At 47.8% G+C, this 24758-nt stretch carries 15 protein-coding genes; 8 read left to right on the top strand and 7 right to left on the bottom strand.

The features are described 5' to 3' along the window. Nucleotides 1–410: 410 nt before the first annotated feature. Nucleotides 411–794, top strand: a complete 384-nt coding sequence (locus ACKFKF_RS04610; protein ID WP_446866602.1) for a hypothetical protein — start codon at nt 411–413, stop codon at nt 792–794. Nucleotides 795–840: 46 nt separating this feature from the next. After that, nucleotides 841–1209 (top strand): hypothetical protein, encoded by a 369-nt coding sequence (locus ACKFKF_RS04615; protein ID WP_446857863.1) that lies wholly within the window; start codon nt 841–843, stop codon nt 1207–1209. 214 nt (nt 1210–1423) lie between these two features. Here the strand turns inward: ACKFKF_RS04615 and ACKFKF_RS04620 are convergent, their stop codons facing one another. From ACKFKF_RS04620 to ACKFKF_RS04635, 4 genes are read right to left on the bottom strand one after another with little or no spacing between them, the layout of a single operon-like run. Continuing rightward, on the bottom strand, nt 1424–2194 hold the full coding sequence (locus tag ACKFKF_RS04620) for a DUF928 domain-containing protein (protein WP_446866603.1): 771 nt from the start codon (nt 2192–2194) through the stop codon (nt 1424–1426). A 13-nt stretch (nt 2195–2207) separates the two neighbouring features. Next, the gene (locus tag ACKFKF_RS04625; protein WP_446866604.1) at nt 2208–4583 is read right to left on the bottom strand and encodes a CHASE2 domain-containing protein; all 2376 of its coding nucleotides are present in this window, start codon (nt 4581–4583) and stop codon (nt 2208–2210) included. 20 nt (nt 4584–4603) lie between these two features. Then, a complete protein-coding gene (locus tag ACKFKF_RS04630; protein ID WP_446866605.1) occupies nt 4604–5539 on the bottom strand; it encodes a DUF1822 family protein in 936 nt (311 codons plus the stop codon). Between the two features lie 23 nt (nt 5540–5562). Beyond that, on the bottom strand, nt 5563–6255 hold the full coding sequence (locus tag ACKFKF_RS04635; protein WP_446866606.1) for a hypothetical protein: 693 nt from the start codon (nt 6253–6255) through the stop codon (nt 5563–5565). Nucleotides 6256–7787: 1532 nt separating this feature from the next. On the opposite strand from ACKFKF_RS04635, the gene ACKFKF_RS04640 reads away from it, so the two are divergent. The 6 genes from ACKFKF_RS04640 to ACKFKF_RS04665 all read left to right on the top strand — a co-directional run bounded on the left by ACKFKF_RS04640 (nt 7788) and on the right by ACKFKF_RS04665 (nt 19548). Continuing rightward, nucleotides 7788–8477 carry a response regulator transcription factor gene (locus ACKFKF_RS04640; protein WP_446857858.1) on the top strand — a complete coding sequence of 230 codons (690 nt, stop codon included), beginning with the start codon at nt 7788–7790 and terminating at the stop codon, nt 8475–8477. Next, nucleotides 8410–9750 (top strand): sensor histidine kinase, encoded by a 1341-nt coding sequence (locus ACKFKF_RS04645; RefSeq protein WP_446866607.1) that lies wholly within the window; start codon nt 8410–8412, stop codon nt 9748–9750. Before ACKFKF_RS04640 ends, ACKFKF_RS04645 begins: the two co-directional genes overlap by 68 nt. Nucleotides 9751–10243: 493 nt before the next feature. Further along, nucleotides 10244–11671, top strand: a complete 1428-nt coding sequence (locus ACKFKF_RS04650) for an NF038122 family metalloprotease (RefSeq protein WP_446866608.1) — start codon at nt 10244–10246, stop codon at nt 11669–11671. Continuing rightward, on the top strand, nt 11668–14376 hold the full coding sequence (locus tag ACKFKF_RS04655) for a two-partner secretion domain-containing protein (RefSeq protein WP_446866609.1): 2709 nt from the start codon (nt 11668–11670) through the stop codon (nt 14374–14376). Before ACKFKF_RS04650 ends, ACKFKF_RS04655 begins: the two co-directional genes overlap by 4 nt. Continuing rightward, nucleotides 14376–17015 carry a CHAT domain-containing protein gene (locus ACKFKF_RS04660; RefSeq protein WP_446866610.1) on the top strand — a complete coding sequence of 880 codons (2640 nt, stop codon included), beginning with the start codon at nt 14376–14378 and terminating at the stop codon, nt 17013–17015. Before ACKFKF_RS04655 ends, ACKFKF_RS04660 begins: the two co-directional genes overlap by 1 nt. A 265-nt stretch (nt 17016–17280) precedes the next feature. Next, the gene (locus tag ACKFKF_RS04665) at nt 17281–19548 is read left to right on the top strand and encodes a protein kinase domain-containing protein (RefSeq protein ID WP_446866611.1); all 2268 of its coding nucleotides are present in this window, start codon (nt 17281–17283) and stop codon (nt 19546–19548) included. A 231-nt stretch (nt 19549–19779) separates the two neighbouring features. On the opposite strand, the gene ACKFKF_RS04670 is transcribed toward ACKFKF_RS04665, so the two are convergent. The 3 genes from ACKFKF_RS04670 to ACKFKF_RS04680 form a co-directional block, all read right to left on the bottom strand. Continuing rightward, nucleotides 19780–21777, bottom strand: a complete 1998-nt coding sequence (locus ACKFKF_RS04670) for a CHASE2 domain-containing protein (protein ID WP_446866612.1) — start codon at nt 21775–21777, stop codon at nt 19780–19782. Nucleotides 21778–21780: 3 nt separating this feature from the next. After that, entirely contained in the window at nt 21781–22554 is a 774-nt protein-coding gene (locus ACKFKF_RS04675) for a hypothetical protein (protein ID WP_446866613.1), read from the bottom strand. Nucleotides 22555–23309: 755 nt separating this feature from the next. Beyond that, complete coding sequence (locus ACKFKF_RS04680) at nt 23310–24644, bottom strand: tetratricopeptide repeat protein (RefSeq protein WP_446866614.1); 1335 nt, start codon at nt 24642–24644, stop codon at nt 23310–23312. Nucleotides 24645–24758 lie beyond the last annotated feature (114 nt).

Raw genomic sequence — 24758 nt, forward strand, 5'->3', positions numbered from 1 at the left:
TTTCTTGAATAGCGGAACTGTGTCATTATGACCATCAAAAAGTCAATTTCTTGGCTGGTTTTTTCAGCCTTGTTGTCACTGTCTAACATCGCTAATGCTAATGGCATTGATATTCAGTCTGACAACACCAGAGTTCGAGTGGAAACAGGCAGCATCAACATCCAAACTAGAGGAGTTAAACCGCTCTCTGGAATTGGATCATACCGAAGTCTACCGAAATTCCAGTATCCCAGAAACTGGAATAGTCGCTATCCTGGCTATCTTCGTAGCAATTGTCGCAACAGTAGCTATAGCTACAATAACACTCAGAGAGATGTTTCAGGTACAAGTGTTGTTCAAACGAGGAATTATGCATCTACAACGGTGTGTCGTTAGCCAAAAGTGCCCGAATCTTTAGCAAGGAGTTTAATGTGGAATTGAAGATTTTCTCCCTCAGTCTGCTCTCTCTTTCGGCGATGTTAACGCTAGCATCTTCATCAACTCCGCCTGCTTTAGCCCAGTGTGTCATAGCTGACGTTTCGGTTCAAGCTGCAATCCGGGGTTCAAAAAAACCAGTGCAGCAAACCAATGATGTTGAGATGCAGAGTAAGGGAGCATGTGTTGGTAACACAAGTGTCCATACTGGGACACAACTTTATGTTGGCGGTGGCGATCAAGTAATCCAACGCCGAAACAGTAAGCACCGCTTAGAAGGTGGCTCCTCTCCTGTGACTGGGGTGGTAGGCCCGACTGTGAAGATCCCAGTGAATGTGCAGGTAGATGTCTACAATCCGGCAGAGCGTCTTAACCGCTAAGTAGCTTTACTGCTGAAATTTGTCAATACTATTTGAGGACTGAAAAATGTTGAAGAAAGCTTGCGTTGTTAGCCTATTGTCGGTTGCTGCTTTAGGAATGATTTCCTTGCCCTCCAAAGCGGGACAAGTACAAGAAAGTGTTCAAGGTACCAGCCAGAGTGCCGCGATCGTAGGAGACGGAAACGTCGTCAACCAGTACATCATTCAAAATAACGTGCAGAAGCAAAGAGGACAGGGACACCTGAAAGGGAAAAAACAGCAGCAACAAGGTTCTTTTCAAGGTGCTGGTCAAACGGCGGGTGTTGTAGGGAACGGGAATCAGCTTAACCAAGTCTCTGAGCAACTGAACGTTCAGCAACAAAAGCTTCGCTCTCGCGGCCACAAACAGCGCTATTTTCGGGGGGATAAAGACTAGTTTATCACCTGTCCCTTTTGGTGGAAGAAGGGGACACATCGTTAATTACTAGCTCCGTTGGTGACATATATTAAGCTCGACCTTACTTCTTAGATAAAGTCGAGCTTATTTCTTTGGAACTCTAGTAATCCTAGTTTCGTGGTAAGTGTGGGATAGGCTTCAAGTCTGTACGGGCAGAATTCCTATCCTACACATCATTTAGAATTTTTGGACATCATAGAACTAAGGGTGCTGAAGCGACTTCCCCTAATCCAACAGACTGCAACAAACTTACCCAGTCTTGACGAGTTTTAGTATCTTGTGGAGAGGCGCTTAGGCGTTCAGCGTGTTCCGTCAGGGTCTCGTGCCAGATGCCTTCCGCCTCATAGTGAGCCACCCGATCGCCAGGGGCCGCTGTCGCTAATTTTCTCTCCAGATCAGGGCGTTCTACCCGTCGAATCGCCCCATTGACATACACAAACTTATCCTGGTTTTGGGCATCACAGTAAACGAGATAGTACCAGTGATAGTCTTTACCTGCTTCTAACGCAACAGTAGACGGTAGACGCAGATTGACAATCCCGGCTGAGGTGCCTTTTCCGACAGCCTTGTTTGTGTAAACCGTCTTGTCTTGATTGTCCTTTAGTACAAATTCAACCAGATAGTCGGACGTGAGCGTATACGGCACAAAAAACCAGAAGGTCGGAGACTTCGCAAGGGTCAACCCCGTACTGGTGTCAGGCATTAAAGCCGTCATGGGTGGCTTATTAGGAACCGAACAGGCTCCCCGACTTCCTCCGCCCCGGCGTTTTCGAGGTCTGCCAACATCCGAAAAGTCTATTCGATTGAAGCGCGATCGTCGTTGATTGACCGTACCTGGTTTGGCGGATAGTGTCGTTGTCGCTGAAGGGACTGCTAGAGCAAACTCGCTCAATAGACAGGGCACGATCGCTCCAATCAGGATCATTTTTCTGAGCAAGTTTCTCGTCATGGTCTTTCTAGTCATAGCCATCTTCTTGTTAACTGCGAACTTGTGATTGCAAATTTCGATTTTGGTAGATGGTGTAAGCGACCACACTGCCCCCTGTCGCGACTAGGCTCACTGCGGCTGGGATCACTGGCATCCATCCACCTCTGAGCAAAAGAATAAAGCAGCCAGCCGATAGGGTGCCCAAAGCGACACTGCTTGCCAGCCCCAGATGAAGGGGCGATCGTATAGACAGAACTAGAATGCCTCCCACTAGAGACCATCCCCCCACCCAGAGGGTAATTCCCCAGGGCGGCAACCACCACAACAACGGACGCTGATCCATCACTGCACTTAGAATCTGACTCACCATATGAGCATGAATCATCACCCCTGGCATCTGCTCAGATCCCTGCCCCGAACTGTAGGGAGTCGGAGAGTAATCTTTAAAGCTCTGGGCAGTAGTGCCAATCAAAACAATGCGATCGTTAATTAGCTTAGAAAGTTCGGTATCTGATGCGTTTAAGAGATCAGTGAGCGTGATTTGTGAAGCGACCGGATTGGAGGAGCGGTAATTGAGCAACACCTGGTAGCCTAAGTCATCTAATGTTTGGTAGCCACCTGTTTGAGATTCAAGCTGCTTAAATCGGGTGTCGCCAATTCTGACTTCCCCTTGCGAATCGCGTTCAGCTTGAATGTTTTGATCCATCAGATACAACTGAGCCACCCGAAAGCTAAAAGAGGTGTCAGTCACACAGAGCGAGTTTGGGTTAGGAGCCATTGCCAAAAGTTGACGACGCACCACACCATCCGGGTCGATCGGAAAGTCACTAAAGCTCAAGCGATCCTCAGAAACGCCAGGAGGATGTCTAGTTCCAGAGCGCGTACCAGTGTCTCCAACTTCGCAGATTTCGATCAGGTTTTCATTCTGAAGATTGGTTTTCAGGTTTGCGTAGTTTTGAGTGATCGCAAAATCGCGGTAAATGTCTAACCCAATGACTCGTGGCTGATGAGATTGGAGTTTCTCTAGCAGTTGGGCCAGTGCCCGATCGGAGAGTGATGAACCACGTCTTTCTTGAGGATTTTGGTTCTGAACATCTTTCTCAGTCACGGTGACAATCAACAGGCGGCGATCGGGCGGTTCAGCAGGTCTGAGCTTCATCATGTGATCAAACGCCTGCAATTCCCAGTTTTGTAAAACGCCTAGCTGTCGTACTCCCATCACCGCCGCAGTGACGATCGCACTGGCTACTAATAAGGTTTGCAGACGCTGTTTGCGAGAAGGGGCGCGATCAACAGTCAGAGAGCCACACAGCGCTTGCCAGGTGGTCGGTTCTTCACTAGGATTCTGGCAAATCACAGGAAGCCAGGTCGCACAGGGACAGTCTTCTTCCAGCTTCTCCAGCCTTTCTCGTGCTTCTCGCACTGCCCCATACAGCGATTGCCCCTGTGAAAAGGTGGTTAGAAAGTGCTTAAAAAATTCTTGAGAAACCACATCCGGCACAAGCTCTCGCATCACAATCACTTGCGGAATGTGCAAATCTGCCAGCGACTGGGCCAACCCTAACCCATCACAAGAATTGAAAATCACCAGCTTCAAGCCGCGACTAATGGCTTTTCTGAGCGCATTTCTAAGCTGCTTTAGCGTCAAGCTATCTGTCGCGTTGATGTAAATCCGCCCAGTGTCTTCCTCAGTCTGACTATGCCCCGCAAAAAACAGGATATCCCAGCCTTTTTGATCCCAGAGGTGTTCGTCTAGCTCCCAGTGATTCGGCTCTTCTAAAAACACTGGCATCGCCCCTGGCACCGCTTCTAGTAGCTTGCGGTCTGCCTGAAGGTCGATCCCCTCGTGATTTCCCAAAACGGCTAAGATTCTGACTGTCCCGATCGGAGTCTGCGATTGAACATTAACTCGCCCATACTCCTGCACACTCAAGGCAACTTCCGCCGCCGGATAATCCTCAAAAAAATTCCACAAGTGCCAGGGGAGCCGCCGCAGCGCATCATCGTTTGTTTCGATCACCACGCGCACCTCATCGGCTGGGTCTAGCTCACGGCTCAATTTGCGATCGATTGACAAAAACGACTCCGAGTTAAGCCAGGCATTGAGTTGAAGCTTTAAGCGCCGGGATAGATCACTAAACTCAATTTCAGAAAAGTGAGTCACCCCACCTGGCTCGATCGTAATGGCACGGGTCGGCGGAGCGCTGCGTTCACGATAAAACTCGCGATAAAGGAGCCGCCAGTGGCGATAAAGCTGGTCAATCTCTGGGGCGGGAGGCAAACTACCTGTGCATTTAGTGGCATAGCGATCGTTGGCAGCAGTGCGAGACAAATCGCCACCAGTCTGTGAAATCTGAGCCGTGATATTAGGACAACCGCTTTGCAGATCGCCAGAACCCAGGTTGATGACAACTAACTTACTCATTCCCATCTATCCATAAGCAGTTAGAGAACAAAATCCTCAGTTACCCTAACATGATCACAGGCTACCTGAATGCTAAAGCAATCACCTGGTAATCCTCTAAAAGATCTCAGTTGGATGTAGTTATCATGTCCTCTAGAACAAACTTCCTGAAGGATCTCTCCCGCTTCAGACAGCATGACCAGCTTAAGATTAGACGATAGACGAGGGCTGCCACTACCCGGAAAAAGCTGTACTAGAACCCCGATCGTTCCATCAATGTTTGTATTAAGACCCAGTGACAGAGCGACTGACTGATCACCCAACTGCATTCCAAAGTCAACTAACTTAGCGCGTTTGGTTTCGGTTTTTAATAGCGTCATGCTCCTAACCGACACTAAATCTAGCTTGTCGCTGTCCAAAACGGCTTCCAGGGTCTGCCAACCTGTCTCAAAAACGCCCTCAAACCAGCTTCTCAAGTTGATAGCAGCCGAGGTGATGGGAGCTTGCCGCAACTGATGGAGGTAATCGGGAAACTCTGAGAGCGATCGCAACTGATTGAGAGGCACTTCTAACTGTGCCGTTTGCGTAAATCCCAGCAGCGTGGCTTCTTTTAGGGTCTGGCTCATTTGCACCGCGACATATCCCACTCGGTCTGATCCCACATCATGAGGAATCTGCATCATCTGTGCATTTGGCAAAACTGGACGACACTCTAGCCTACCGAGCTGTTTGACCCACAAATCCGCAATGTCCATCATTTTCACAAAGGTTGGGTTGCGGCTATCACTTCGGGCTACGTCCACTTCAAATCCCAAACAACGCAAATAAAAGTCTACGGCATAGACCGCCAGAGTGTTGAGATAGACCTGTTTAGCTTTCAGGGAGGTGAACTGCCGTTTTTGGTATTGTTGGGCGATCGTATGCGCCTCAAACGACAATGGCACTGTAAAAATCAAAGGCTCAACGGTTAGACTCATTCTTTATCTCTCTCTTTATCTCTCTACGTATCTTTTAGATATTTCCTGAAATAGGGCATCAAGTCTTTTAGCTGACGGTTAAAAAAAGAACACAGGGTTTGAACGGATACATTCAAGCTGATGGCAATTTCTAACCAGGTCTGACCTTCTACAAATCGGGCCCACGCCAGCGACTGAAACGTGACTTCTGGACGTTCTCTCAACCGCTGCTTTTGAAGAAGGTTGTCTGGGTCATCTTCCAGAAACTGTTGCAGAAGTTGAGTAGCCGAAAGCGTTTCTTCGGGTGAGACCAGATTATCTAAGTCATCTAATGAGGGAAGGTAAGCAATTTGTTCTGTCTTGTCTGACTTGGGAATCTGGGTGATCCCTTGCTTTCGGTAGTCATTGACGACATCGATAAATTGAAAGTTTAACCGGAAGTTGACCCACGCCAACACAGGATGATCTGGATTGTAACTGTCAATTTTTTGACAAGTCTCAATCAAGGTTTTTTGGAGAGCTTCATTGTAAAGATCTTCATAAAGACTCGCAGACCATAAATGTCTCTGAGGATGCCCCAACCGACCCGATTTGAGAATCTCGTTGACGAGTCGATTGAGTGCGATTTGTCGTTGAGAACTTTGCGATGGGTGTTGTTGAGCTTCCTTGGCTTGCTGTTGAAGCCGCTGATCTAGATCATCATTCGGTGAGGCACCCTGAAAGCGCTCATTCACCATCTAATTCTCCTCGCTTCTCTAGAACGGTAGGGACATCTCAACATCAGGGCTGTCATGGTAGATGCTACTTTTAGTCTGGTGAAGTGGCATTTATCTGAGTAAAACCAGTACGTCTTCGACTAGAGAATTTTTTTAGCTCCAGAAGTTTCAGCCTCTTATACCTAACACTAATTTGGGGCTAGAAACCAGGGCTAGAAACTTACAAGGTTCAAGTAAACGCTTACCTTATCCTCACGAGGCTGCCCAAGTAAGTCTGGCTGACGGTGAAAAGTGAATGAAGCCCTGTTCTGTTTGATCTCCTCTTGGGCGGAGAATCGGAGACTGGCGTAGAAGCTTCTGGTAGGGAACGTGCGATCGACCGAGTAGATAGACGGGTAGCTGTGTTCATGTAATTTAGCAAGCCAACGAGATCTGAGTATCTTGGGGACTGAGCGTTCATCATCTGAACCTCTATTTGCTATTGCGGCTGACCCGTAAAAAGTTAGGCATTTTGTCACAGAACTTAACAATAGGGCATGGTCTAGTTTTTCCTGGAGGATATCTTTAAAGTTTGGCTGGCGATCGTTCAAGTTGTAATTGTGTAGTTTTGTAACAAATTGCATAATTTTTAAGCTCTGGAACCTGAAGCCTAGATAGGAAGTTCGGCAGATGTTGGCAGCCTGAAAGCGATCGATGCGAGGTTGAACAAGTACTTTTTTGTTGCCCTTAATTCAAAAAACCACTCTGAATGATTTTTGGAGAGATCAACAACAATGCGGTACCAAAATTCTCAGACCAAAATTCTCAGACCAAAACTTTCAGATTTAAGGTTCTCAGAACTATGAGGGCGATCGCTCTTTCTGTGAGGCACTTGAGCGGCAAGACCTTTGAATCCCACAGTAAACCATTAGGGATTTGCATTCTAACTAAAACTCTGAGATTAGTCAAAAACAAAAGGGCTTTTACTACTGATTTTTATCAGTTTGTTTTTCAGTTTAGATGAGTAGTTGAAAGTCTCATTCTAAAAAACTTTGTGGAGAACCTGGCACAATATTTAGGGCAACATTTTCTAGAGTTTATGGCAAATTCTAGTTAGTCAATTTAGAAATTGTCCTGAAGCAAAAAACGATTTTAAGCGTTTATCCTACAGTGATTTGTAGTAAGGGCAATGACAAGGTTTCTTACCACTTATTTCAATTGTTGAGGGTTTCTAGGAATACAAAACGGTAGCTTTAAGTCTGATGAATAAGCTTTTCAGGGCTTACCGTCATGATTTGTGCAGCTACAAAGTCATCTAATGAGATTTTCAACGTTCATCTTTGACCTTCTGAAGTAGTTTTTATCTATTGAGATAACCAAGTTCGATCACTGCGAAAATTTGATGATGATGAGAGACTATTATCTTGAAAAGTTTTCAATTGTCTTAATATTTGAGGCGATCGTTCTGTCCCAAAACTAATAGCATGAAGACAGAATGAAGAGATGAATTTCTGAAACTTTCCTGGCAAAATTCCGTCGATTATTACTGTTGAGTTCAGGTTAACTGGCCGCCTATGAGACTTTTATTAGTTGACGATGATCAGCACATTACTGAACTTCTTGAAGAGGTTCTGACTGACCAGCATTATGTCGTTGATATTGCGGGTGATGGTCATGAAGCATGGGACTACGTAAAGACGTTTGATTACGACTTGCTCATGCTAGATGTGACACTCCCCAAGTTAGACGGCATCAATCTTTGTCATCAATTACGTTCTCAGAAATATCACATGCCAATTCTCATGCTGACTGCCCGCGATACCACCACCGATCAGGTAGCTGGGCTAGATGCAGGAGCAGATGACTACGTGGCAAAGCCTTACAAGCTACAGGAGCTACTAGCCCGAATTCGAGCCTTAGTGCGTCGAGGAAGCCCTTCTCTACCCCCCGTTTTAAAGTGGGAAAACTTGTGCCTTGATCCCAACACAACAGAAGCTAATTACAAAGCGCAATCCTTGAAGCTGACACCCAAAGAATATCGATTGTTAGAGCTTTTCTTGCGTCATGGTTGCCGGGTGTTGAGCCGCAGCGAGATCATGGAAAACCTCTGGTCTTTTGAAGACCCTCCCGAAGAAGATGCAGTCAAAGCTCTCATCAAACGTTTGAGACAAAAACTAAAAGGGGTTGGAGCCGTTGATGACTTCATTGAAACAGTGTATGGTCTGGGTTACCGCCTCAAATCGGGTTCCCAGTCAGACCTTTAGAGATATTCACTGGCGCTTGCTGCTGGCTTATGTCGTAGCAATGACTACAATTTTTGGAGTTTCGGCGATCGCCGTCTACTTCTTCTTCTACGAGAACCGGAATCAACAGATAAACAGTCAGTTGCTAACGCTAGTTCAGGCGGCTGCGCCAAGTATCGAGACCGTTAAAGCTCGTGGAAGCAAAAGCTTAGATAAAGACCTTCCCTGGCACGATCTCTTTTCTAACCGGGAGCAGAGTTTGGAATGGTTTACCGCCGATGGCAAACTTCTGGCAAAAGAGGGGAGCCAGTTTCCCACGGTTCCCTTAGCCAAACATTTTACGTCTTCGTCCCACGTCAATACGCCGATAGTCGAATCTCAAGCAGATTTGCGAATCATGACGATCGCGGTTTACACCAATACTCCAGATAAAAAAACGCTGCAACTACAGGGCTACTTGCGGGCAAGCCAATCCAATCAACGCTTTGAGGCTTCATTAAGTCAGTTGCGACTAGGACTGGGATTGGGAGGAATTATCGCTTTGCTGCTGGCCAGTATTAGTAGTCTATATCTCACCGAGCAGGCAGTAAAACCCATGAGAATTAGCTTTCAGCGACTGACTCGATTTGCTGCGGATGCTTCCCATGAGTTACGCAATCCTCTCACTCGAATTGGTATTGCCACTGAGATTATGTTGAGCCATCCAGAACAACTCAAACCCGCAGACGTAAAGAAACTGGAGACGATCGCCAGCGCAACTGAGCAAATGAGATGCTTGATTGACGATGTGCTGTTTTTAGCTCGGACTGATGCTACTCACCCTCCCAGTAAGCAAGAAAAAGGGACTATTTATCTGGATCAATTGCTCAAAGCATTGATAGAACGCTTTAAATCTCAAGCTCAAGCTAAAGGCATTGATTTTCAGGATCAATTGCTGCCTAACTTGCCTGTCAAGGGAAGCTCTACACCCCTGGATCGTCTATTTTCTAATCTTCTAGAGAATGCGCTGAAGTATACTGAAGCCGGAGGAAAGGTGGTAGTTTCGATGCAGCAGTCCGGGCAGAGTGTGGTTGTCTCTGTAGAAGATACTGGCATTGGCATTCCCTCTGAGTACTCGCCGTTTATCTTTCAGCGATTTTGGCGAGCCGATCAAGCTCGATCACAAGAGCAAGACGGGTTTGGACTCGGACTCGCGATCGCCCAAACGATCGCCAAACAACATAAAGGAGAGATCACAGTAAATAGCCAGGTTGGGGTAGGGAGCCGTTTTCAAGTGCGATTGCCCTTAGCGTAGGAACAAAACCAGGAGAAGATACGTCGTTCAAAATGTGTCACTTATCGAAGTGTCCTGAGCAGGGTATTTCAAACACTACCTCTTCTGCAAGGCTTCAAGGACATTGAGCAAATGTTATTTAATTGTTAGTCTTCTACTCGTACTAAAGTTATCATCAGCTATCATCAAAGATGTTGTTTTGGGTGAACGTGGGTTGCTGGAGTAGGTGCCTTGTAGATATTGCAAACAGGATGTTTGTAGTTTAGTCTGGTGACTGTAGAAGGTGGCTCAGTCTGCCACCCTGGTTTAGAAAGGGATCAAACAGAAGTTTTCAGGCTGCACGGTGTAGGTTAAAGAAGGTTTGGCTGCTCTGCCACTGATAGTATCGGCTAGTTTCGGCATTCCCCACGAGGGCGAAGGGATCGGGTGTGTTCCAATCCAGAGTTGTTCACTCACTTGGAAGTATGATTTCAGCGTCTTGTATCCTACTCCTTGTGTACTATCCATCGTGACTATGTACCCCAACAATTCCTCAAACCGGGCTGAGTCTCGCTCAGTCATTCGTCAGCTTGTGATGTCTGCGATCGCGTCCGCTGCGATCGTCGGGAACAATACCCCCGCTCAGGCAGCAAATTTCAACTTTACCTATGCGCCAGGGACTTCGCTAGAGCAAATGCTCGGCTTTGAAATGGCAGGGGGTATTTGGGCAAGTCATCTATCAGACAATGCAACGATCAACATCCACATGGAAGTTACTGATCAATTACCATCGAATGTGGTGGGCGGCGCACTTCCAGGAATGCGGGCCGAGCAAAGCTACGAGACATGGAGAAATCGACTGGCAGGCGATCGCACGTCAGCCGACGATCGGTTTATCTTCAACAACCAGCAAGACGACGCAGACAAGTTTACTGCGCTGATCGATGGTTTCAAAGTTGACAATAACTACGCCCTCAAGATGACCCGTGCCAATGCCAAGGCAGTGGGCATGATTGCAGGCAATGACAAAGCGCTGGACGGCTACACGCTGATGAACAAGCTGACCAACAAGCCAGTTTCCTGGAACTATGACTTTGTTGGCGGCAGTGTTTCTAAAGGCACGATGGACTATCTCAGTGTGGGAATCCATGAACTGACTCATCACCTGGGCGTTGTCAGTGGGGTCGATAAGGCTGGCTGGCTGACTCAAAAGACTCAGTATGACTCAAGCCATCAAAGTGACTTTTATGCCACCTTAAATGGCAAATTAGACAATGCGACTCCGCTCGATCTGTTTCGCTTTTCGGCAGAGAGCGTCAAACAGGCTGGGTCGGGTGACTCCTGGATTGATATGTCGGTGGGGGGCAAGCCTTACTTTTCGACTGACGGCGGCAAGACTGTGCTGGGCTACTTCTCAACAGGCGATGACACTAGCTTAGGAGGCGACGGCAATCAAGCCAGCCATTGGAAACAACAGGACAATCCTCTAGGCATTTTAGATCCCGTGCTGCGATCGGGAGAGCGCAGAAGCATTTCAGGACTCGATCGTAAGCTGTTGGATGCGATCGGCTGGAATCTGCAACCGGGCGAAACCAATCTGGCGACGCTCCAGAGTCAGGCAAAGCTACGACTGGCCCAGCGCATCGGTAAAACGGTCGAGTGGCTCGACGCAAACCCCGCCGAAGCAGCCTCACTTTTGTCTCAAGATCGCACTCAAGAAGTACAGGCCATGATTGAGCAAAGTAGAGTTTATGATTGGCGTGCCTCTAGCAGTAGTGGTTTTTGGCAGGATACGGCATATCAACACTTTTTGTGGCAAGAAGTCTCCGGATCAGGGACTGATCAGCCTGAAAAAACTGCTGTACCAGAACCTTCTACGATCGGGGGACTGATTATTGGGGGTGGCTTATTGGGGGTGCGTCGTCTACTTAAGCGTCGGAGTCAAAAGCGGGTGATCCAATGATGGGCAATTCCCCAAAGCGCTGGGTTCGATCGCAAGGTTGGGTTCACTACATCGTCTGGTGGCCCCTATTCTATTCGCTGCTAGGAATATGGGGAAATGCTTTTGCTCAAGTTGTGCCCGATACCACGCTACTTAACAATTCGGTGGTCACTCCTGGTAATAGCATCTTTGAGATTACAGGGGGAACAACTGCCGGGAGTAACTTGTTTCATAGTTTTGAGCAATTTTCTCTGCCAACGGGTGGCACAGCCTTTTTTAATCAGGCGATCGCCGTTGAAAACATTATCAGCCGAGTGACTGGAACCTCTGTTTCTAACATTGATGGTCTGATTCGAGCAAACGGTAGCGCCAATCTGTTTCTGCTTAACCCCAACGGCATTCTTTTTGGCCCCAATGCTGTCCTAAATCTGGGCGGATCTTTTGTTGGAAGTACAGCTAACAGCATTAGATTTGCGGATGGTAGCGAGTTTAGTGCTGTCAACCCGTCTGGGTCACCCTTGCTGACGGTCAGTATCCCCGCTGGCTTGCAGTATGGAGCGACACCGAGGGAGATTCGAGTACAGGGAGTCGGGAACAACTTGTTTCTAAATTCACCGACTGACCCCTCCGTAAATCGGAACGATCGCCCGCCTGGTCTACAAGTCAATTCTGGGCAAACGCTGGCGCTGATAGGGGGAGATGTCACTCTGGAGGGAGGCAATCTAACTGCCGCAAGTGGGCGAATCGAACTTGGTAGTGTGGGCGAAGCAGGAACGGTGATACTCACACCAACGAATCCCGGCTGGCAACTTGACTACAGTAACATTAGGCACTTCCAAGATATTCGGCTCTCTCAAGCAGCTTCGATCGAAGCCAGTGGCAACCGTGGTGGCAGTATCGGAGTGCAGGGACGCAACATCAGTCTCACAGACGCCTCGGCGATGATGGTAGACACATTGGGCGATGGCACAGGTGGAACACTCAGACTCATAGCAACAGACTCAGTGCAAGTGAGTGGCTTTTCCTTTCCGCCTGTGGGTGTACCGTTTGTCAGCCGTTTATCTACAGATGTTGCTCCGGGTGCGAGCGGGCAGGGCGGAAATTTGACGATCGCCGCGAGGCGCTTACTGATTGCCAATGGCGGTCAAGTATCCAGTGGGACTTTTGGCGCTGGAAATGCAGGTTCATTGAAGGTTGCAGCTCAAGATGTGGAAATCATCGGAAGTTCACCCATTGCCCCTAGTGGATTGTTTGCCCCAGTAGAAACTCTTGCTACAGGCAAGGGGGGGAATCTGACAATCGAAACTAATCGCTTGCGAATCGCTAATGGAGCACAGGTTGCCGCAAGTACGTTTGGGTTTGGAGATGCCGGAGATTTGACGGTTCAGGCAACTGTAGTAGAACTAATTGGTATTTCACCAGAAGGTTTTACAAGCGGTTTGTTTGCGAATGTCGAGAACGGAGCTACAGGCAAGGGCGGTGACTTGGGAATCACTACCAATCGCTTACAAATCACTGATGGGGCCCAGGTCTCAACGAGTACGTTTGGAGATGGGGATGCGGGATCATTAACAGTTCGCGCAAAGGATGTGGAAGCGGTTGGCATCTCGTCCATTGGTTCTAGTGGGTTAGTAGCGGCTTCTAGATCCACAGGCAATGGGGGACAGTTGACTCTTGAAACCGATCGCCTGCGGCTGATTGACGGAGGCCAAATCGCCACTGCAACCGGGGGATCGGGCAATGCGGGAGACCTAGCCATTAGAGCCTCTGAATCGGTAGAACTCATCGGCTCAACAGAACTGGGGCGTAGCGGCTTATTTTCGAGCGCGATCGAGGGCACAGGCAACGGGGGCGACTTAACCGTTTCGACTAATCGGCTAGTCGTCAGAGATGGGGCAACCATTAGTGTCAGTAACTTCTCTAGCCGCAACCCAGATATCCCCGCAGGGCAAGGAGCAGCCGGAAACCTGAATGTGAATGCCAGCTTTGTATTGCTTGACCAGCAAGGTATTCTTACAGCGGACGCGGCAGCAGGAGAGCGTGGAAACATCACTGTGCGATCGGGCACCCTCTTGTTGCGGCGAGCGAGTGTGATCACGACCAATGCTCAGGAGACGGCAACCGGGGGAAATATCACACTTAACACAGACATTTTGGCGGCTTTTGAGAATAGCGATATTACCGCTAATGCTCAACAAAGCTTTGGGGGACGAGTCGTGATTAACGCTAGAAGCGTCTTGGGTACACAGTTTCGAGAACAACCGACTACCGAAAGTGACATCACAGCATCTTCTGCATTAGGGGCTGAGTTTAATGGAGTCGTAGAACTCAATACATTGGAGGTTGATCCCGGACAAGGACTCGTCGAATTGCCCAGCGATGTCGTCGATCGCAGCACGCAAGTTGCCGCGGTTTGTCGGGGATCAGGTGGCAATGAATTTGTGATCACCGGACGAGGCGGACTCCCAGAAACCCCTGCTCAAATTCTCAGAGACGGGACAGTGTGGGAAGATCTGCGCCTGACTGGGCGTGAGCGTCAGAAGCCAGAAGCCAGAAGCCAAAAATCGGGACGATACGTGCCTCCTAAGCCTCAAGCCGCGATCGTAGAGGCCAGAGGATGGATAATGAATGCTAAGGGTGAAGTAACGCTTGTTTCTCAGCTTCCTCAATCGCCCACTGACCCCTCTCAGCAGTCATCAGTCCAGTGTGCAAGTTCTACAGAGTAATGACTAGATTTCATTGGCGGGATTGTTGGCAGCAGGTACGATCGCGGCTCCAGTCAGTTCGCGCTAGTCTGTGGTTGGCAGTCCTAACGTTTTTTGTGATCACTGGAACTTCGGTGGTTGCTTTTGATCGGGTAGCCTTTTCGACTGAGCCTTTCGCCAGTGCGATCGCTCAATCTGTCGCATCTCCAAACTTTTTAGAACAAGGACAGGCACTCTACCAAGCAGGACGATTTGCAGAGGCGGCAACCGTCTGGCAGCAGGCTGTTCAGGTTGCTCAAAAAGATCGACTCAATCAAGCCTTGAGCCTTAGTTATCTATCGCTGGCTTATCAGAAACTAGGCGCATGGGATCAAGCCAAACAGTCGATCGCTCAAAGTCTAGATTCTTTGAGTCCTCAAACCAGCTTAAAGGAATCAGAGATTGTTGTTTTAGCTCAAGTTCTCAACACCCAGGGCAGCATTCAACTCGCAATGGGGCAACCCGAAGCCGCACTAGAAACCTGGCGGCAAGCAGAAAAAACTTATGCTAAAGTGAAGGATAGTGCTGGGACGATCGGAAGCCAAATCAACCAGGCTCAAGCCTTACAAACATTGGGATTGTATCGCCGCGCTCAAATGTTGCTCAAAGAGATCAACGACCGTTTGCAAACTCAGCCAAACTCTCTGCTAAAAGCTTTAGGGCTAAAAAGTTTGGGTACAGTGCTACAAGTCACAGGCAACTTGAGTGAGTCTCAGGAAGCTCTCAAGCAAAGTCTAGCGATCGCCCAACAGCTCACCCCGCCCATCAATCCTAGCGAGACCTTGTTTAATCTAGGAAACACCCTGAGAGCTTTGCAAAATCCTTCAGCAGCATTGAGCTTTTATCAGCAAGCAGTCACCTCAGCACCGACGGCGATCGCTAAACTTAGAGTCCAATTGAATCAGTTAAGCCTACTTCTAGAAACGAGACAGTGGGAGCAAGCTCAAGCCTTGGTGATTCAAATTGAGCCACAGTTAGCAAATCTGGTTCCTAGCCGGGGCGCAATTTATGCTCAGGTCAATTTTGCAACTAGCTTGATGAAAATTCTAGAGCAGCAAAGCAGCCAAAAAACAGGCATTTCCAAGTCACCACTGGTTACACCTCGGACGATCGCTCAACTTTTAGCAACCGCCATCCAACAAGCAAAGACGCTGCAAGACCCCAGGGCAGAATCTTACGCACTAGGGCAACTCGCTAACCTGTATGAACAAACACAACAGTTGGCAGAGGCCAAAGATCTCACTCAAAAAGCCCTGACTCTGGCTCAAGCTAGCAATGCATCAGAGATTACTTATCGCTGGCAGTGGCAACTAGGGCGTATTCTGAAACAACAAGGACTGGCAGGTAATCAAAAGGTGGGAGCGATCGCGGCTTATAGTGAAGCCGTAAAAACGCTGCAATCTATTCGTAGAGACCTGTTGGCAACCAATCCTGAAGTGCAGTTTTCTTTTAGAGAAGGCGTAGAGCCAATTTATCGAGAGCTGGTCGAATTGCTCGTTCAACCCAATGCCAGTTCTGAAAATTTGCAACAAGCTCGTCGAGTCATTGAAGACCTTCAGCTTGCAGAATTAGAAAATTACTTTCGTTCAGCTTGTTTAGATCCTGTACAACAGATTGATTTTATTGATGATAAGGCAGCCGTTTTTTACCCCATTTTGCTCAACGATCGAGTAGAGGTGATTCTCTCACTTCCGGGGCAAGCGCTGCGTCACTACTCCACGATCGTGCCCCTGTCTCAAGTCGAAACCCTCGTCAAGCGTCTTCGCCAAAATCTAGTTCTCCCTTATACCTCCAAACAAGACATTCAGCCGCTTTCTCAACAGGTCTACAACTGGGTTATTCAACCTGCTGAGGCACTCTTGGCTAGCAGTGGAGTCAATACATTAGTGTTTGTCTTAGATGGTGCCCTACGCAACATTCCGGTGTCAGCGCTCTACACGGGCAGCCAGTATCTCGTAGAAAAGTACAACGTTGTTCTGACTCCAGGGTTGAGCTTGTTTGAGCCTAAGCCTCTAGCCTCTATAAAGCTGACGGCGTTGACGGCTGGACTAACCGAACCTCGCCCCAATTTTGAGCCATTAGAATTTGTCAAGCTCGAACTCGAACAAATTCAGTCCAAAATCTCTACAGAAGTACTGCTAAATCAAGCGTTTACTAGTAAAGCACTCGCCAATAAATTAAAATCGTCGCTGTTTCCAGTAGTTCACATTGCTACTCACGGTCAGTTTAGTTCTCAGTCTTCTGAAACGTTTATTTTGGCTTGGGATCAGCCGATTACCGTTAATCAATTAGACAATTTACTTCAAGCACGCGATCAGAGCGCGTTTAATACGCTTGAGCTATTAGTACTCAGTGCTTGCGAAACCGCAGATGGAGACGATCGCGCTACTTTGGGGCTGGCCGGAGTCGCAGTACGAGCAGGGGCACGCAGTACACTGGCATCATTATGGCTAGTAGATGATGAATCAACGGCTTTGTTGATGGGGCAATTTTATCAAGGGCTAAAGACTGGGTTAACAAAGGCAGAAGCCCTCCGTCGCGCTCAACTTAGCCTCTTGCAAGGAAAGTATAGCCATCCCCGGTTTTGGTCTGCTTTTGTCCTGTTGGGCAACTGGCTGTAAGCTAAAGCGATATACCCAGGATGGCGCGACTTAAAATTATTGAGAAACTTGCAGCTTTGTCCCAGGTTTGCCCCACTTTATATGTCAGCGTAGTGTAGGGCAGCTTAAAAGGGAAACAAAAAGCGATCGCTTCAAATCAGCAGATTCTCTCATGACTTAACAATTTTGAGAGATCGCCGTCAAATCGTGATTTAGCACCTTAATTCTCTGCTTCGACATAGCTCGATCAACACAAACTAATACATAGTCTCATTGGGGTGAGCACATGGAGGCAATCAATTCTGATTCGGAATCACCACAGTTACCCAGCCTGGAGAAACCTCTGGGCGGACGCTACAAAGTTGTCCAGCAGTTAGGAATGGGAGGCTTTAGTCAGACCTTTATTGCTGAAGATCTTCACCTACCGAACTGTCCTCGCTGTGTGATCAAACAACTTAAGCCCCACTTCGAGACCGAACAAGACTTGCAGACTGCCCGACGATTGTTTGACACTGAGGCAAAGGTGCTTTATCTGTTGGGCAACCATGATCAAATTCCCCGATTACTAGCCCACTTTGAAGAGGATCACAAGTTTTATCTTGCCCAAGAATTAGTTGAGGGTGAGACACTCAATCAATTGCTAGTCGATCATCAGCTTTGGACAGAAGCAGAAGTGATGACTTTGCTAAGAGACAGCCTGAACGTGCTGGCCTTTGTCCATCGGCAAGGCGTGATTCACCGAGACATCAAGCCCTCTAATCTAATTTGCCGTCAATCGGATGGCAGAATTATTTTGATTGATTTTGGGGCAGTTAAACAGGTCAGTCTGGGAGTTGCCGACGCAAAATCTGGAAAAACTGACCTAACCGTTTCGATCGGGACTCAAGGCTACACAGCAAACGAACAACTCGCAGGTGAGCCTCATTTTAGTAGTGATATCTATGCGATCGGCATGGTGGCGATTCAAGCATTAACGGGTATTCGTCCTAAGCATCTCAAGAAAGACCCATACACCCATGAATTTCGGTGGTGTGAGGAGGGAACGCCCGTCTGTGAAGCGCTCGTTAATCTGTTAGATTGCATGGTTCGCTACGACTTCCGGGAGCGCTACCCTACTGCTAATGAGGCCCTGGCAGCACTGCACACTCTGTCTGACTATTTTCCTGAGTACTCGCCTGAATCACCCACAAGCTCTGAGTCAGGCAGCCTGCCGTTCAAACCATTGCTGTTAATGCCAGCAAAAGACCCTTTAGAACCAGTACATTTCAGCAAGAAACCTTTGTATTTCCCAAGCTCAAGCTCCGAGAGATCGGCTCAACGGCAATCTACGGATGGTGGTTCTTCTCAAACAGGGGGCACTGCTGAACGATCACCCAATAGTCCCGCTTCGGAAATACAGCCAACCGAGCTTCAAGACTCTTTAAAGATGTTCCTCAAGCGTTTAGTCTCTGTAAGAGGGTTGGTAGCAGTTGGTTTCACCGTTCTGATGGCAAATGCGCTGCTATCTTCGCTGCCTTCTCAGATGATCTCATCTTCAACTCAGGAGTTTGGGTCTTCTCCAGTTCCCACACAGGAACCGCAGCCATCCGAGTCAACGCCTAGTGTTGAAGTCACTCCTGGTGCTGAACCAGTTCCTAGCGTTGAACTAACACCCAGTGTTGACCTTTCTCACCCTCCTAGCTTTGGACAAGTCCAAAAAGTACCGCCTGGACTGTTTAACTACGGTGGCAGCACAACTTGGGCACATATCCGACGCGAGGTAGACCCGATTCTCCAAGCTTCACACCCAGAGTTTCGGCTACGCTACACTCATCCCGTTAATGCTACGGCTGGCTCCGGTACAGGAATTCAGATGCTGCTAGAAGGGCAGCTTGCCTTTTCTCAATCCTCCAGACCTATAGAAGAACGGGAGTATCAGCAAGCACAACTGCGAGGCTTTAGCCTGAACCAAATTCCCGTGGCGCTAGAAGGCATTGCGATCGCCGTTCATCCCAGTCTTTCCATTCCAGGATTAAACCTGAGCCAAATTCAAGGCATTTACACGGGCAAGATTACCAACTGGCAGCAAGTAGGCGGCCCAAATCGAGCAATCATACCTTATTCGCGTCCTGTTGCCGATAGTGGAACCGCAGAGTTTTTTGTCAAAAATGTGTTGGGTGGTAGCTCTTTGGGAAATAATGTGCGCTACGTTGACAACACAACGGCGGGCTTACAAAAGCTGTCCACTGATCCGGGTGGCATTTATTATGCTTCAGCGCCAGAGGTCGTCTCCCAATGTGGAGTGAGAGCCTTACCCATTGCCCAGGAGTCAAACAATTTTGTGTCTCCTTATCAAGAACCCTTGGTTCCCGCAGAAACCTGTTTCAAGCAGAAAAATCAGTTAAATGCGGAGGCGTTTAAAGCGGGTGAGTATCCCATTACTCGCCAACTATTTGTGATTGTTAAACAAGATGGTCAGACCGACCAGCAGGCTGGCGAAGCCTATGCTCACATGCTACTGACGAGTGAGGGTCAAGAGCTAATTTCTAAAGCGGGATTTGTCAGAATTCGTTAACTTAAATCTTGCATCTCTCGCAACAACCGCCAAGAACTGAAGTTCCTGGCTCATAGCCCAAACCCATTTCAATAGGTTAAAACGCTTGCCGAGTCTTCTTCAGAGGACTTTGGCTATTAGCCGAAAATTGATTTCAGGGCGGTTATTGCGAGAGGTGTAAGATCTCAATTAACCTACGATCGTGAACAACAAACAACTGCCGAGTTAATAACAGCACAGGTAACGACAGCACTACAGGTGATTGACTTCACGATCGAGATCTCCTGCAATTTGTTTGTCTCCTTTCGACTCCAGGGTAGAGTGTAATTCTGCTTGGACTTGCCGATAGAGTTTCTGATCCCCGCCCTTTAGCCCAATTAGAGAATAAAGGAGGACTGGATGGGCTTCCCTTCCGCGTAGACGGCACTCGCCCATAAACACAGCTTCGACCTCAGTCTTGACTAGTTTATACAGTGCTTCGGTAATTAAGATATCTGTTCCATTCTCTTTGGTTAGCCCTTGAACTCGGCTGGCAACATTGACAGCATCCCCAATCACGGTGTATTCCATCCGCTGTAGAGAGCCAATATTGCCTGCGATCACCTCCCCATAGCTGATCCCAATCCCATGATGAAACAAGACTTTACCTTGCTTACGCCATCGAAATTGTAGTTGCAGTAGTGCCCGTCGCATTGCTAAAGCCGCTCGAATGGCACTCATCGCATCATTCTTTTCGCCCTGAGAAACTGGGGAGCCAAACTCTGCCATGACTGCATCCCCAATAAACTTGTCGATCGTGCCTCTAGCCGCGACAATCGCTTCTACCATCGCATTCAGGTAAGCATTGAGTTGAGCAACGAGCTGGTCAGCAGGTAGCTGATAAGACAACGCTGTAAAACCGCGAACATCGCAAAATAAGACGGCTGCCTTGAGTTTTCGCCCCTGCAAGAGCGCCTGGAAGTCTTCAGGCTGGCTTAAAATTTCTTGAACGATCGGGGCTGCTACATAGCGCTCCAAAGTGCGGCGCAACCGTCGTTTTTCAAACTGATCGCTCAAAGCACCCGTACTAAGATAAGACAGTCCACTCAGACAAATCGCGATCGTGGGAGCCATTACGGGTAAAATCAGCCCACCATAGACAAAGCAGAGATAACTGACCCCAACCCAACTACCCGCAACAGCCAGGGCAACCAGAAAAACTAATGTGGAACGCTTAAATAGTTTACCTAAAATCAGGTTGATGCTACCGACTCCAAAAAGAATTAAAACTCCCCGCCAGAGAGGATTAGGAACTACTTCTGAGATGGCTCGGTTCTCTAGCATCGTGGCGATCGCATTGGCATGAATTTCGACCCCTGACAGCATTCCCACAGGGGTGAGATGAGTGTCATGCAGTAAGGTTGCAGTCGGCCCAATCAGTACTAGTTTGTCTTTGAAGACTTGCTGTTGCTTGAGTTTGGCCCAGTTTTCAGCGTGGAGAACTTCCCAAAACGAAATCGTCGGAAATGTTCTTTCTCCACCATAAAAGAAGATGGATCTATCCCCGCCTGGAGAAAAAGGTAAATTGGCAGACTGCAAACTAGCATGACTAAAAGACATTAGACCTTTTTGTGAATGACGGAGATCTGGATCAATGCGATTGTTGATATAGCTGTCCGTAAAACGTCTCAGGCTTCCGTCGGCTTCGGGTTCGTAGTTGATCAACCCAATAGAGTTTGGAGTAGTCTGAAACATTGAATCAGGATACAGCAGTTGCTCTAAGCCACCGCCAGTCGAAGAAGAAGGCGCATGAACTGCGGCTAATGTCACTCGACCTGCATGGCGTTTTAAGGTTGTTTGCAACTGGCGATCGTCCTCTGGAAAAGGACTGGGTACATCCAGCACCACATCGATTGCGACCCCGCTCGCTCCGGCGGCCATCACACGGTCGATCGCTTGAGCATAGGCAGTTCTTCGCCACGGCCAGGATTTAATAGCCTCTAACGCCTGGGACTTACTAGCGTCTTCCTCTGGCAGAGAATCATCATCAATAGAGGCATCATCGATCGCCAAAATTACAATGTTGTCTGGCTGACGAACTGAGCCTCGCAGTTGGAAGAATAGAGACTGTGCTTGAAGCTCCATCACTCTGACTGGCTCTAGATTTAGGGCGGTTGTAACAGCACTACAAAGTGCCCAAGTACACACCAATAGGGGTGCAACTGTCGCTGGAGTAAATCGCCACGATCGGCTAACTTTTTCATCTACCATAGGTTATTGTGGGCAAATATTTGACTTCAAGAAATCATAGGTTTTTGGAAAGCGAACCCGAATTGAGTCAGGAATGCCAGTGCCACAGGCTTGCACTTTTGGAAAAGACTGATCTGGAAATTGCGCTTCATAGCTCTGTCGAATCTTTTTACTTCCGGGCAGCGGTTCTTCGTAGTCTCTGACCCAGGTTCCCGTCACAATCCTTGAAAACTCTGGTTGCTCAAACCGCTCGACTTGGGAAGGATAGCCCGCCGCACTCAGCTGGACTTTTTCGCCTGCTTTAAGATTAACTGGAGCAATGCGACTATCGGCTAACTTACCTTGTAGAGGAGTCGCCTCCGCGTCTGTCTGATCCTCATCCTGACTAATGGGAAGCATCGATCGCGTTACCATCACTTCGCCCTCTAGCACCTTAATGGTCGAGGCTCCTTTGCCATCAACTTCTAGTAGATAGGTCGTGCCTCGCACTCCGGCCACGGCTGAGTATGAACATCCATTGATAGCTCCGTTGACTAGCATTGAGCCATGTTGCAACCGCGCACATTGACCAATCACGAGGCTAGAGTTGTGTGCGAGTCGCCCAACTGCACCTGTGTTAAATTTTAGCTGTGCCCGCGATCGCCCTGTACGAATGCGTTGTCCTCGACTCGCGGTTGCGTTTACCTTGACTTGCCGATTTTGAATAAAAACGTGAGGGCCGTCCAGGATCTGTGTAATCTTTGCTGAATTGACAGTAGCAGCCTGAACTGGAGGCACCTGGTAAGTCACCCAGCCCATCAGACAGACAGATCCTTGTAAAATGCTACGGAGCCTTCTTCTAGCAGAGAGAAACTTCATATCTTTACTAAAAAACTTCTAGAGAATAGTAGGTAGCCAGATTGATGTTAAGTTGTCCGTATTTCCTACGAGCCCTCACTCTAATGTAATAACCTGACCCTTTAGCTTTAGACGAGAATGCACCATTTAGCTAACTGATAGGTTCCTACATAGCAAGTCTTACATTCCCGGAAATTCTTAAGCGATCGACCCAAATCAAGGTATGAAGCTTTAATCAGATGATGCAAATTACAAAAAAGCGTCTACTAAATATGTTTTTAGATCAAACAAAATTGATTATTAAACTAGGAAATGTTTGAAAAGTTTAGAAAACGACTTCGCTATTTCATACACAATTCTTAAAATCCTCTTAGGGTAAAGTGAGAGAGATAGAAAACTTCATTCAACACAATAAAATCTTGCTAAAAACTAGAAGACAAACCCATCTGCAACTGCAACTGACTTCATACAAACGACTAGTTGCAAATTAACTCACTACAAGTACTCACTACAAGTACTAATGCCTGGTTGGTAAACAAAACTCCTGAAACCCCATTCTCTGTAGGTTGGTGTTGAGCAAAGCGAAACCCAACAGAAACTTCTCAAACATTGAGTTTGGACAGATTCAGCCCAACCTACCCAAAGAGATTTGTCAGAGAGGTACTAATGTAGAAATGTAGAAAGCCTATGCAGAAAGTCTAATATCTACTAGTTTCTTAGTTCCAGTCGCCTGAGCGCAAAGTAGCATTCTTTTTACGGTGGAGCAGTTTTTCAACGCTTATGAAGAAACGATGTGAAAAGTCATCCTGCTGCTGATTTCGTCGTAGAGCATCCAGGTAGATCTGCTTAAACAAATGCCGTTGAGTTGAGCTACCCCCGATCGCCCAAAGAGATGACAAGATAGGTTTGAAATAAGCGATCGTGCCATGCATATCTCTGCTTGCGTGAGCAGCCATTCCTTCGGCAGCAGGAATAATGATCTCAGTCCACAATCCTCGCTGACGTGATTCAAGCTTTTGAGCATGATTTGCCATACTCGCCAACATTTCGTTAACCTGCTCAACCTGCCCCGTTCTCGCCAACGCATACACATAGTGCAAATCATGGAGAGGCAATGTGTGTTCGTGAATGCGTGGCAGCAAGTAAGGGACTAGCTCTTTCCAAAAATCTTCTACAGCGTCTCTTCTCATTTCTAGCCGCACTAACATGATCTCTAGTCTTACTAGCAGCGAAATCGCAGTCACTTGATCTTTGGGAGAGTCTTTCTGAGCGCGATTCCAAATTTTGTGGTGGTAGAGCGCAATGACCATTTGCAAATCGACCTTTGTCAGATAGAAAAGCGCTATATGGAGCCAATTGTGGGTGTACAACATAGAGTTGCAGTTTTCCCAGGTAGGGGCTAGACCTTCCATCCAAACAATGCCCTCGTCTACTCGTCCTTCGGCTTCCATGATATGAGCTACTGCATGATGTGCCCAGGGATTGTCACGGTTTAGAGCAACTGCCCGTCGTCCTAGTTCCTCTGCCTGGGGCAATCGACCGCACTGCTCTAAGCCAAATGCAACCATGCTGAGTAAGTAGGAGTCTTCCTGATTTTCAGGCAAAACGGTTTCAGCAATTTGAAGTAGCCCTGATTCATTACCCTGATAAAAGTAGTGATATTGTCCTTGCTGGACTGAGATGAGATCTTGAGGAAACTGTTGAGCGATCGTTTCGTGATAGTCGATTGCCTGACAGATGGCTCCTTTTGCCCAGGCAGCGATCGCATTGATATAAAGCCGCTCTCGCTCACTCACCCGACCCAATTTCTGTGTAGCGACTTTGAGATAGAAAACTGCCTGTCTTCGTGCCGTAATGTTTTCTTGAGAAAGGTAGTAGGCAGCCGCATAAGCATTTGCGATCGCGCAAGTAGGATCAGCTTTGACTGCTTGAAGAATCAATACTTCTGCATCCCGTCCATATCGAAGTGAGCAATCAATAAAGCCGTTAATTGCGCTGACCGCTTCTCGTGAATCTGTTGTAATGTCAAGTCCTCTGCTATCTTTCAGCATCTTGTTTTCCCCAACAGGGTAGCAGTTGAAATGCTCCCAGAGATTGTTTCATCATCCAGAAAAAGTGCCAAGAAAAAGGACTGAGTGTGTTCTCCATCACCCAGCCCTCAGACC

It is taken from the genome of Phormidesmis sp. 146-12, assembly GCF_052939495.1.